Genomic DNA, 11,818 nt, shown 5'->3' on the forward strand with positions numbered 1-11,818 from the left:
TCTCTTTACGAACATTCTAATCGATATCTGGATTTTTCAAATCCTAGATGGAAAGTCTGTAGCTAGACTAGTCATTTTCCTCTTTTTTAGCTTTCAAACCGAGACCACCTAACAGTCCTGCTAAGGCGAGTCCAAAGAATCCAAGAGTAGCCATTGATGTTTGGGCTTCACCAGTATATGGAAGCATGTCTTTTTTGTCTTTCATTTGATCAGCCATCATTGGACTTGATACCTTGTTATTAGATGCCATCTTGCCTTCATCAGACATTTTGCTTGAGGCTGCTGGAGCTTGATCTTGTTTCATGCTTGGTGTTGCCATAGGCTGGCTAGCATTCATGGTTTTGTCCTGCTCTTTGTTAGTCATCATCTTATCCTGGCTAGCAGCTGGCGTTTTAGATTTCATCTCATCTTGATTGGCACTTGGCATTTGAGCGTTCATCTTAGACGTATCTTGATGACTATTCATCATTGGAGCCGGCATAGCTACACCATTAGAAGATGGGACGAAGCCTGATTGCATCTGAGTAAGAGACTGATGTCCATTCAAGTTTACTGTCAAATCCTTAGTCGCTACAAGATTGCTCAAGTCTGCCTTGCCATCTTTGGCACCGTACACTTTGATAGTTGCCTTGTAGCTGTGAGTTCCATTTTGTTTCAAGAGGTCAAGCAATTCTTTATCAGATTTACCTTGAGTACCTGCCAAGTCTACTTCATAGAAGTAGAGGCCTTTGCCCAATTTCTCTACTGGTGGAAGAGCGGGGTTTTTAGCTGAACCGTTATCTGACCATGGAGCCTTGTCAGAAGCTTTCAAAATCAGACGAGTCAACATACCGTCACCTGCGAAGAATTCATATGGGATGACTTGGTTGACACCAGCTGTGAATGGGCCAGGGAAGTTGGCTTTATCTAGGTAAGTGGCTGGAACATCTACTGTGTCTTTAGTATTGTCAGCCACACCTTTTTGCACTTCAGCTGGGGTGGTCAAACCATTCAAGTTAACATCCAAATCTTTAGTCGCTACAAGGTTAGTCAAATCAGCCTTGCCATCTTTAGCACCGTACACTTTGATGGTAGCTTTATAGCTTTGAGTACCATTTTGTTTTAACAAATCAAGAAGCTCTTTATCTGATTTACCTTGAGTTCCTGCCAAATCTACTTCGTAGAAGTAAAGACCTTTGCCTAATTTTTCTACTGGTGGAAGAGCGGGGTTTTTAGCTGAGCCATTGTCTGACCATGGAGCCTTATCTGAGGCTTTCAAAATCAGACGAGTTAACATACCATCACCAGCGAAGAGTTCGTATGGAATAACTTGGTTAACACCGGCTGTGAATGGGCCTGGGAAGTTAGCCTTGTCCAAGTAAGTGGCTGGGACGTCTACTGTGTCTTTAGTATTGTCGGCCACACCTTTTTGCACTTCAGCTGGAGTGGTCAAGCCATTCAAGTTTACTGTCAAATCTTTTGTCGCTACGAGATTGCTCAAATCGGCCTTGCCATCTTTTGCGCCGTACACTTTGATAGTTGCTTTATAGCTTTGTGTGCCGTTTTGTTTCAAGAGGTCAAGCAACTCTTTATCTGATTTACCTTGGGTACCTGCCAAGTCCACTTCGTAGAAGTAGAGACCTTTGCCCAATTTTTCTACTGGTGGAAGAGCAGGATTTTTTGCTGAGCCATTGTCTGACCATGGGGCCTTGTCTGAGGCTTTCAAGATAAGGCGTGTTAACATACCGTCACCAGCGAAGAATTCATATGGAATGACTTGGTTAACACCGGCTGTGAATGGGCCTGGGAAGTTAGCTTTATCTAGGTAAGTGGCTGGAACGTCTACTGTGTCTTTAGTATTGTCAGCTACACCTTTTTGTACTTCAGCTGGAGTGGTTACTGGTTGAGCTTCACTTGCTTCACGGTCTTGTCCAGCAACTGTAGCCGCAGGACTTTCCACAGGTTTAACCGCATCTTCTGTTTGTTTCTTAGATTCTGGTTTTGCTTGCACTTCTTTTTTTGGAGCTACTGCTTGGTCTTTATCAGATACATCCGCTTTTTCTGGAGAGCTTGCAGTATCCAAGCTGGCTTTAGATGTTGATTCTGCCTGCTCTGAAGGAAGAGCTGTATCAACTGCTTCTTTGAGAACTTCTACTGGTAAGTCGCCCTTTTCACTCACCGAATCTGCGTCTGGCACTACTTGAGCAGGGGTTGGATTGGCCACATCGGCACGTGCAGAACTTGGTTGACCAACTAGGACAAAAAAGCCACTGGCCACAACAACTGAGGCAACACCGACACTGAGACGGCGAATAGACCAACGAGTATATCTTTGATTTGGATTGAATTTCATAGGATTCTCCTTAGAGTTTTTCTTTATTTGATGACTCTAGTATAATCTCCTAAAATTAAAAAGGATTAAGAAAAAGTTAAAATTTTTCTTAAATCCCTCTTATAAAATACTTATATTAATTTTTTTACGAATTTAATTCTGCTAAGTCATCTAGATACTGGTTGTTAATGACCGCCAAGATATAGGCATCTGCCTTCAAGAGGTCATTAGGCCCAAACTGGACATCCAGCGGTGAATTTTCTTGTTCACGAAATCCTAGGACATTGAGATTGTATTTACCACGTAGATCTAGCTGGCTCAAACTTTGACCTGCCCAAACACTCGGAATTTTCATCTCCACGATAGACACATTTTTATCCAGCTGGAAGACATCAACATTGTTATGAAAGAGAATGGTCTGTGCTAGGGACTGCCCCATTTCATACTCAGGCGAGATCACCGAGTCGGCACCGATTTTTTCCAGCACTTTCTTAGCTGTCTGGCTTTTGACCTTGACAATAACCCTTGGTACCCCCAAACTCTTACAGTGCATGACTGCAAGCACACTCGACTCTAGATTTTCCCCCGTTGCCACTACAACCGTATCACAGGTATCAATTCCTGCAGTTCTGAGGAGTTCCTCGTCTGTAATATCGCCAACTACTCCACGCGCCAAAACTGGCTCAAATTGATTGATGTGCTCTGCGTGGTCGTCAATAGCAATAATATTCATATCTTGCTTGGCGAGGGCCGTCAGGACACTACTCCCGAAAATCCCCAAGCCTAAAATTCCAATCGTACGATCTGACATCGTTCTTCCTTTCTTATCCAATACTAATATCTGCTTTCATATACTGAATCAAATCTTTCTTATCAGGCTGGTAGTCAGCTAGACTAACCAGCAAGGTCAAGGGACCGATACGGCCGATAAACATGAGCACCATAACAATGCTGAGAGCTAGCTTGCCCAATTCTGGTGTCAGATTTGCCGTTACCCCAACTGTCGCAAGGGCTGAAATGGTCTCAAACATGAGGTAGATAAATCGCGGTGTTCCTTCTGCTGTAATTCCCAACAACATCAAGCCCAACAAGAAGGTCATCAAAAAAATAATAAAGACACTAAAGGATTTTTGGACTGTTCGAGCCTCAATGGTTCTCTGCGCAACATTGGCATGAGGCAAGCCCAGCAATTCACTACGCGCAAAGACCAATAAGACAAAGAAAGTCGTAATCTTGAGCCCACCAGCCGTCCCGCCAGGCGCCCCACCCAGAAACATCTGTAGGATATAGATAAACAAGGTCACAGGCCGAGCTTGGGTGTAGTCAATAGAGGCAAAGCCAGCCGTTCTCATGCTGACGGTTTGGAAAAAGCTAACCAAAACTTTCTCTGGGACACTGAGATTGCCAATAGTGCCCGGATTTTGCCACTCCGTAAAGAGTGTAGATACTGTCCCAAACAGCAAAATCCCTGCAGTCAAGAAGAGGACTAGTTTGGTGTGGAAACGCAGACGGCGTTTTTTCTTCTTGTCAAACTGGGTTGCCAAGTCAAACCAAACCATAAAGCCAAGACCACCTGTGATAATCAAGCCAGCAATGACCAGATTGATCAAGGGATCTGTCTGAAAAGCCACTAAACTGCTACTGCCGAAATTATCAAAACCAGCATTACAAAAGGCTGAAATGGCTAAAAAGATAGAAGTAAAAATGCCTCGTCCCCAGCCGAACTCAGGAATAAAACGGAAACTTAACAGAAAGGCACCCAAGCCCTCCACCAGAAAAGTCGTCAAAAAGATGGATCGTATAAAAGCCCTCAACGACCGAGTCTCCCCGTAACTGAAGCTCTCCTGAATGGTTTCACGACTGCGAAGACTGAGCTTTTGCTTCCCCTGAATATAAAAGACCCCGATAAAGGTCATAAGCCCCAGACCACCAATCTGTATCAAGAACATACAAATCAACTGCCCCCAGACATTATAGGTAGTAGCCACTGGTTGCGTAAAAAGGCCAGTCACACAGACCATGGACACCGTCGTAAAGAGATGGTCAAAATAAGTGGCTTGAGAACCACTTACCTGAACAAAAGGCAAACTCAAAAGGAGAGAGCCTATAAAAATAACTCCAGCGAAACTTAAAAAAATCCGACGTGCTGGCGAAAGTCCACCAAAGACTCTTTCAAGTTTTTTCACAAATAATTTGAATAACATATATCCATTGTACCATAAAAAGAAGAAGAGTAGCTAGAACTTAGAGGCTATCTCAAGGCAGAGTTCCAAGGCCTTCTCGAAAGCTTCTGAACCCCAGTCACGACTATCGTACTGGTCCAAGTCTGCTAAGGAATCAGCTGTGAACAACAATTCTCCCCAGAGAACCCCACGCAGTTGGGCTACTGCCGCGAGCGCAGAACACTCCATCTCCACAACAGCACAGCCTTCTTCCTTGCGATAAGCCACCTTTTCAGCCGTTTCTCGGTAAAAACCATCTGTCGTCCAGGTCATGACTTCTTCATAAGGAATCCCTCTATCAACCAAAACTCGCTCAATGGCAGCAATAGCCTCTGGCTGCATTTCCATATAACGAGAAGGTGCCACATAGTGGTAACTGGCTCCTTCATCTCGCAGAGCGCGAACAGGGACTAGAAAGGCATTTTCTTCTATATCAGCCAGCACACCACAGGTTCCAGTGGAAATAATCTGCTCCACACCATAGCCAATCAACCAATCCATAAACTGGGCTGCTGGAGCTGAACCAACAGGAGCCTGAGCCAAACAAAGTTCCTCGTCCTTGTAGTTAACGACATAGACTGGATAGGTCTTGGTGGCTGAAACGAATTCGCCGACACAATCCGCCCCTACTTCCCTCGCATAGCGGTCAATCTCCTCACCTAAAAAAGCATAGACACACTTCTTGGGCAAATGCAAATCCAGCCCCTCGTGATCAGGCATGATAACCGCCTGAGGATTGTCATCAAACTCTAAAATAGGAATCGCATGTTTCTGAATCATAACCCACCTCCTCTAATTTTGTACTATTGTATCAAAAGCTGACGGAGTGTCAAGGAGGAAGCTGAGGAACTGAGGAGAAAAAATATCAGTATTCTTGGAATTCTCAACACTAAGTGATTTCATAAATCATAAGGAATTAGAGTAAACATCACAAACGTAGCCCCTCTGTAATTAAAATCTGCAGAGGGGGCGTTATATATTAGTAGTAGTTGTTGCTGATAACTGTCACCTTGAAAGAAAAGTATTTATGTCTTACTCTATCTAGAAGTTATTATCAAATTTTTAAAAGATCAACTTCCAAGATGATCATTCACTATAAAGACCTTCTAACTCCCTCTTTAAATATTCAGCCAGATGTTGATGAGCAAAGATGTCAGCATTCTGTTCCGCTGTAGGATTATAGTTTGTATTGGTATTTACATCATACACATAAATATCTCCGCTTTCTGATTGAACCCATTCTATAGCTGCCACATCAATATGAGCATTTTTAAGGAAGGCTTCATAAGCTTCTTTTTGAGATTCTGGTAGAGGTTCTGTAATTTGGAATTTTTCAGAAGTTTCCAGTTGTTCTGGCCTCTTACCGATTTGACAACCATCTGCTGGACAAAGTTGGAAACCATCTGAAGAATCAATTGAAACAGTATAAAGAAATTTCTGATTGATAAACTCTGAACGACGAATACGACCATCACTTGGTTTGATGTAGGCTTGTAACAAGGTAATCCCGTCTACTGAAGGTTCAAAAGTAGAACTATTAACATAATATTCAAGTTCCTCTTCATTTTGGAAAAGTTGAACTCCTAATCCTTTTCCTGCTCTATTATGCTTGGTAATCAAAGGATAGATATTCAATTTTCTTGCTGCTTCAATAATATTTTCCGGTCCCAAAACAGCAACTGTTGCTGGAGTCTCAATACCAGATTCATTTAATTTCAAATATTGTTTCACCTTACTGATTTCTAGGTTAACGGCTCCAGTTCCATTAACTACTTTACGTCCATGAGCCTCTAGCCAAGTAAGCACCTGCTCCGTAAACTCTGGTGCATAGCGATGTCCTCTCGTATGAGAAGATGCGGACATCCTATTATAGAAAATCCCTTGTGGAGGCGGACTTTGAAGATCTAATATCCCACTCGATAAATCCCATAGTTCATAAGGTACTTGTATTTTTTCTAACCATTTTACTAAATGCTGTGTCCATTCAATATTTTCATGAATCACATAAACTTTTGCGTTACTCATAACTCATATCTCCTTTAAGAAAAATTAACTGACAATTGATGTTGCTTGTCTTCTTCTAAACTATAACCTTCTGTTTTTTCAATGACACTGACTGTTAAGATTTGACCCAAAACATTAATCATTGTACGGCCAGCATTTACAAAGAAATCAACTGCAAAAATCAAGGCCACTCCTTCTGCTGGCAATCCAAGCTGGGGTGCTGCTGCCAACAAAACTACGATAGCTCCTGATGGAACAGTAGCTGCAGTTTTCCCAATCAAGGTCAAAAGTAAAACTGTAAATAAGAGGCTTGATAATGAAAATTGGATACCGTAGGCATGTGCGATAAAAATAGTAGCTACTGAAAAATAGACAGCTGCTCCTTCTAGATTAAAGGTATATCCTAAAGGGATAACCAAATCAATCGTATTCTCATCATGTCCCTGTTTCTTTAAATCCTTCAATAAGGACGGCAACACAACACTCGAACTACCTGAAATAAATGCTAGAGTCAAGAGGCTCCAATTTTCACGAAAAGCAGTCAAATATGGAACTTTAAAGATAGAGGCAATCAGAGGGAAAATAACTAAAATGAGAACTCCATAAGCCAAATAAGTTCCGATAACAAATTGACCAAGTCCAACTAACTTATCAATTCCTGTACTAGCGACATCTTTTGCAATAAAGCCAAAGATTCCGATAGGAGATAATTTTACAATAACAGTTACAATTTTATAAATAGCTTCAATCCAGATCTGGAAACCTTCAAGAATTTTTTTGGTTTTATCACTCTTCAAACTACCAATTCCATAACCAAGAAAAATAGCAAAAACAATAATTGGAAGAAGAGATCCTTCTGAAATTGACTTCACAATATTTGAAGGAATAAAACCAAGTAAAAACTCACTCAATTGGACATTATTAGCCATCCCATCAATATTACCACCAGTTTGGCCAATATTCACACCTTGTCCAAATCCCAAATAATAACTAGAAAATACAAATAATAAAGTAATCACAGTTGTAACAGCAAAAAAGTAGAGTAAGGTCTTCGTTAAAATTTTACCAAACGATTTTTTTCCAATAACACTAGCCACTGCAACTACTATAATTGGAAATATCAGTGGAATAATGACCATGTTCACCAATTTAATAAACGCTTGTCCTAGAAATTGATAAAAATCTGCAAATTGTGGCCAGATTACTGCAAAAATAACACCTAAAATCAAAGCTAGCAATAATTGCAAACCGAGTGAAAGTTTTGACCATAAATTAACTAATTTCATAAAATAACCCCTTTGCTTTTATTTGCTAATTATTCTACTACGAATCTTCTAGCTTGACTAATATATATTTTCTATTGTGACCATAAAAAAGATTTATGATAATATATCAAAGTGTCGTCATATCTATTTTGCTATCGATTATGAATTTTTTATGTTAGACAAACACCACCATCTAAACTACTCAACTGTATGGAGCAATTCCATAATGATAAAGAAGAGTGACTTCAAGTATCAAACCTACAAAAAGAGGCTGAGTAAAACGTCTTTGAAATCAGAAAAACGCATAATATCAGGTAATGAATGAACAGCCTTGATATTATGCGTTTTATTGTTGAAAGATTTACTTCATTTTTCCTGAAATTGAGTTTTTCCCAACCTCTCCTACTTCTATTTTAACAGGTATCTCCTTAATCACGCGCGCGGGATTACCCGCTAGGACAACATTGCCGCCGAAGGACTTGGTGATTACAGCCTGTCTATCTTGCTAAGCGAATACGAGTCACAATTCCATCTGGGTCTGTGATTTCCAGCTGGCTAGATGTCAGCCACTTGATTGGGGTAGCAACTGCTTGTGCTCGCTGCACAATCGTTAACAATTCTTCTTTACGAGCGACCTCAATGACATAGTAGGATAAACCTGGCAAGCCTTGCTTACGCGGAGCTAGGCCTTTTCCTCCCCATTCGTTGACTGCTAAATGATGATGGTAGTTCCCAGCTGCAATCCAACTAGCGCTAGGCACACTGAATTTATCCTCTAACCCTAACACCTTTTGATAAAACTGGCTGGACTTTCGACTATCCTTGACGGAAAGATGAATATGCCCCATTCTCGTGCCTTCTGCTAGGATAAAGGGCTCTACTCTTTCCCCCAACTCATAAACGTCCTGCGCTGCAAGAGCCTCCGTCACTCCGATAATGCGTCCATCTTCTCGAATATCCCATGTGGAAACCGGCTTATCTCGATAGAGTTCAATGCCATTTCCCTCCAAATCCTCCAAGTAAAGAGCCTCACTGTAACCGTGGTCTGCACCGCCGACAAGAGGAATCTGTAAATCTGTCAGGTGTTTCAAGACATCAGCCAAAGCCTTTCGTGTCGGCAAGAGAATAGCCAGATGGTAAAGACCATAATGTTCTCTTACTTCTCCACTCTCTTGTGCTTGAATCAGCTGTACCAAGGCTTTTCCACCAAGTCCCAGAATGACCTCTGTCTCAGTTTGAGATAAGATTTCTAAACCAATAATTTGCTGATAAAAGGCTGTTTGACTTGCCAAGTCCTTTACATTTAAAACTGCCTCTGCTAAATAAATGTGGCTCTTGTATTCATAGGTCATAAATGGTTCTCTTTTCTGGTTGTAATTGTTTTTGTTACAACTATTATATAATATCCATCAAGAAAGTCAAGTCAGACAACTTGAAGCCTCTATTCTAACAAAAAGAGGCCAATGTGTACCATCAACCTCTTTCTTATCGTTCATTCTTTTTGCTAAGTAAGATGAATACTTTACCTATGACTTACTATCTTCAGCCTAGTTTACCCATTCACCATTACCATTTACACGATAACCATCTGGTGTTGTTGTGTTCACAGCCAAAGCTCCTGAACCATATGCATAGTACCAGTATTGACCAACTTTAAACCAACCTGTCTTCATTATACCTGATTGATCAAGATAATACCAAGTACCATTTTCCTTATACCAGCCTGTCTTCATAGCTCCTGAACCATCAAAATAGAACCATCTGCTACCATCTGTTCCCCAGCCTGTAAACATCGCGCCAGAACTATCAAGGAAATACCATGCTCCATCAACTTCTACAAATCCAGTCTGCATGACACCTAAATCATTCAAGTAGTACCATTTACCACCTGTTTTCACCCAGCCTGTCTTCACATCACCAGACTCATAAAAATACCATTTTCCATTAGACTTCACCCAACCAGACTGACTAGATGTAGATGTTCTAAAATCTTTCAGCGGTTTTTCTACAACCGTAGCTTTACTTTTAACTGTTGAAAGGTTTGATGCAGTCACTTCTGTATACTGAATAGCAGAACCATATCCACCAGCCAATTCCTCTGAAGAAGCATCATCACCTAAAGCTATAGAAATCGTTGCCACTTTCTGAGAACTAGCTGCATTTCTAAAAGCCGCGAGACCCACATAGGTAAATTTAGAATTGATCAGAACCTCATAATAACCTGTAAATTCTTTAGATGTTCCACCCTTCTTTTTCGCTACATAATTCGCCTTTTCAGCATGCCAGTTTTCAATTGCTTTTAGAAAACCTTCATAGTTCACATCTAAAGCTTCTCCTCTTATATTATTACTAGATGGAAAAGCAGTCCAGATTTCTTTCGTAGAAAGACGCTCAGGTTTCAGAGTTACTGACACCTCAGTAGCGCGTACAAAAGCAGTTTTCTCAAGATCAGTAGACCATTTGATAGGGACATACTTATCTACCAAACCTTCATCAGCTGCTTCCTTACGAATCTTATTAATCGCATCCAAAATAGCTTGTTTATCTGGGGTTAAAAATTCTCCCTTAATCCCAACTAAAACATTGCCACTAGAAGGATTTAACACTTCTGAACTCAAAACATTTTCATTTCTACCATCAGCAGATTGTGTTGCCACCAATCTGTCATTAGCAAAAACATCAGTTGTCAAAACTGCTCCAGCCAAGGTCAAAGCCAAGGCGCTAGCAAATACAATTTTCTTCATCTTTTTCTCCTTTTATCCTCTAGATAGGACAGGTATTTTCACTATTAGATTATATCATATTCCCCTACTATTTGCCCATTTCTACTAATGTCATGAGGTAAATAAAACTCACCCCGAAAAGTAGAATCTTCATCCTTTATTTCACAACAAGTTCATAACGTGTCTTACTTGTGAAAGTTTGACCGGCTTTGAGAATGACTTGGTCTTTGAGGTCACTGTGAATAGCATCTGGTAAAGCTTGCGCTTCAAGGGCAATCCCATTGTGCTGTACCATTGGTCGACCTCCTATGATGACACTTTCATCCACAAAGTTTGCTGTATAGACAACAAAACAAGGAGCCTCTGTCTTGAAGAGCAGGAAGCGACCTGAATTTTGGTCATAAAGGAATCCAGCATTGTCATGACCTGCAGGAAGGGCAAATGGATGATCCAAACCAGATACCAGTTGGATTTGCTCATCTTCTTCTGCAAAGATGTCTTTCAACAAGGCACCATTGTAGATGTGTTTTACTACGTCACGATTGGCATCTGGAGTTTTGGCCGGAACACCGTCGGGAGCGATTGGATAAATGCCCTCAGTATTTAGCTGGAAGACATGGCGGTCAATCGTCTGCGTGAAATCACCAGACAAGTTAAAATAGCTGTGGTTAGTTGGATTGACCAGCGTATCTTGATCAGTTGTTACTTTATAGCTAACCTCGTAAGCTCCATTTTCTTCTAAGTGATAACTGATCCAAATCTTAAGATTTCCAGGAAATCCTCCTGTCCCATCTGTACGCTCTGTGTAGAGAGTCAAGCCATGGTCGCTCACTTCAACTAGTTCAAACAAGCTAGAATCCCAACCTGTTGAACCACTGTGATTACAGTTGCTAGCATTGTTGACCTCAAGGTCATAGGTCTTGCCATTAAGCTCAAAGGTCGCACCTGCGATACGACCTGCCACAGGACCTACACTTGCTCCATGCTTGGGACTATTGCCTACATAACTATTAAAGTCATCAAATCCCAAGATAACATTGGCAAAATTTCCAGCCTTGTCAGGTGCGACATAGCGCAAGATGGTCGCACCATAAGTCATAACCTCAAGTTGGTAGCCACCGTCAGTCTCAAAACGATAAGCCAAGACATCTTGTCCCTCAACATTTCCAAATACATGCTCTGTGTATGATTTCATTCTCTTCTCCTTTTACTATTTCTCTCAAGCAAACAAACCATAGAAAGCGCCTTGACAATCTATGGTTTATCTGATGATTTACAAATCCTCTTTCAAGA

At 41.1% G+C, this 11,818-nt stretch carries 9 protein-coding genes; all 9 read right to left on the bottom strand.

Features of this window, described 5'->3' with window-relative positions:
- Positions 1–67: 67 nt before the first annotated feature.
- The 9 genes from HT734_RS05010 to HT734_RS05050 all read right to left on the bottom strand — a co-directional run bounded on the left by HT734_RS05010 (position 68) and on the right by HT734_RS05050 (position 11,720).
- Positions 68–2,332, bottom strand: coding sequence for a fibronectin-binding SSURE repeat-containing protein (locus tag HT734_RS05010; RefSeq protein WP_173277416.1), 2,265 nt, complete (start codon positions 2,330–2,332; stop codon positions 68–70).
- A 124-nt stretch (positions 2,333–2,456) separates the two neighbouring features.
- Positions 2,457–3,122 (bottom strand): TrkA family potassium uptake protein, encoded by a 666-nt coding sequence (locus HT734_RS05015; protein ID WP_001283908.1) that lies wholly within the window; start codon positions 3,120–3,122, stop codon positions 2,457–2,459.
- 13 nt (positions 3,123–3,135) lie between these two features.
- On the bottom strand, positions 3,136–4,515 hold the full coding sequence (locus tag HT734_RS05020) for a potassium transporter TrkG (protein ID WP_173277414.1): 1,380 nt from the start codon (positions 4,513–4,515) through the stop codon (positions 3,136–3,138).
- Positions 4,516–4,548: 33 nt separating this feature from the next.
- On the bottom strand, positions 4,549–5,313 hold the full coding sequence (locus tag HT734_RS05025) for a nucleoside phosphorylase (protein ID WP_173277412.1): 765 nt from the start codon (positions 5,311–5,313) through the stop codon (positions 4,549–4,551).
- 306 nt (positions 5,314–5,619) lie between these two features.
- Positions 5,620–6,558 carry an alpha-L-glutamate ligase gene (locus tag HT734_RS05030; RefSeq protein ID WP_173277411.1) on the bottom strand — a complete coding sequence of 313 codons (939 nt, stop codon included), beginning with the start codon at positions 6,556–6,558 and terminating at the stop codon, positions 5,620–5,622.
- A gap of 14 nt (positions 6,559–6,572) precedes the next feature.
- Positions 6,573–7,823 carry a dicarboxylate/amino acid:cation symporter gene (locus tag HT734_RS05035; RefSeq protein WP_173277409.1) on the bottom strand — a complete coding sequence of 417 codons (1,251 nt, stop codon included), beginning with the start codon at positions 7,821–7,823 and terminating at the stop codon, positions 6,573–6,575.
- A gap of 476 nt (positions 7,824–8,299) precedes the next feature.
- The gene (locus HT734_RS05040) at positions 8,300–9,154 is read right to left on the bottom strand and encodes a VOC family protein (protein WP_173277407.1); all 855 of its coding nucleotides are present in this window, start codon (positions 9,152–9,154) and stop codon (positions 8,300–8,302) included.
- 195 nt (positions 9,155–9,349) lie between these two features.
- Positions 9,350–10,546 carry a CAP domain-containing protein gene (locus tag HT734_RS05045; protein ID WP_173277406.1) on the bottom strand — a complete coding sequence of 399 codons (1,197 nt, stop codon included), beginning with the start codon at positions 10,544–10,546 and terminating at the stop codon, positions 9,350–9,352.
- 136 nt (positions 10,547–10,682) lie between these two features.
- On the bottom strand, positions 10,683–11,720 hold the full coding sequence (locus tag HT734_RS05050) for an aldose epimerase family protein (RefSeq protein ID WP_173277404.1): 1,038 nt from the start codon (positions 11,718–11,720) through the stop codon (positions 10,683–10,685).
- Positions 11,721–11,818: the final 98 nt, after the last annotated feature.

It is taken from the genome of Streptococcus sp. k-90 (assembly GCF_013277565.1).
Taxonomy (GTDB): Bacteria; Bacillota; Bacilli; order Lactobacillales; family Streptococcaceae; genus Streptococcus.

Bases quoted from the DNA above. Each gene is read 5' to 3' on its own strand.
- HT734_RS05010 (WP_173277416.1), bottom strand. From the start codon at position 2,332: ATGAAATTCAATCCAAATCAAAGATATACTCGTTGGTCTATTCGCCGT.
- HT734_RS05015 (WP_001283908.1), bottom strand. From the start codon at position 3,122: ATGTCAGATCGTACGATTGGAATTTTAGGCTTGGGGATTTTCGGGAGT.
- HT734_RS05020 (WP_173277414.1), bottom strand. From the start codon at position 4,515: ATGTTATTCAAATTATTTGTGAAAAAACTTGAAAGAGTCTTTGGTGGA.
- HT734_RS05025 (WP_173277412.1), bottom strand. From the start codon at position 5,313: ATGATTCAGAAACATGCGATTCCTATTTTAGAGTTTGATGACAATCCT.
- HT734_RS05030 (WP_173277411.1), bottom strand. From the start codon at position 6,558: ATGAGTAACGCAAAAGTTTATGTGATTCATGAAAATATTGAATGGACA.
- HT734_RS05035 (WP_173277409.1), bottom strand. From the start codon at position 7,823: ATGAAATTAGTTAATTTATGGTCAAAACTTTCACTCGGTTTGCAATTA.
- HT734_RS05040 (WP_173277407.1), bottom strand. From the start codon at position 9,154: ATGACCTATGAATACAAGAGCCACATTTATTTAGCAGAGGCAGTTTTA.
- HT734_RS05045 (WP_173277406.1), bottom strand. From the start codon at position 10,546: ATGAAGAAAATTGTATTTGCTAGCGCCTTGGCTTTGACCTTGGCTGGA.
- HT734_RS05050 (WP_173277404.1), bottom strand. From the start codon at position 11,720: ATGAAATCATACACAGAGCATGTATTTGGAAATGTTGAGGGACAAGAT.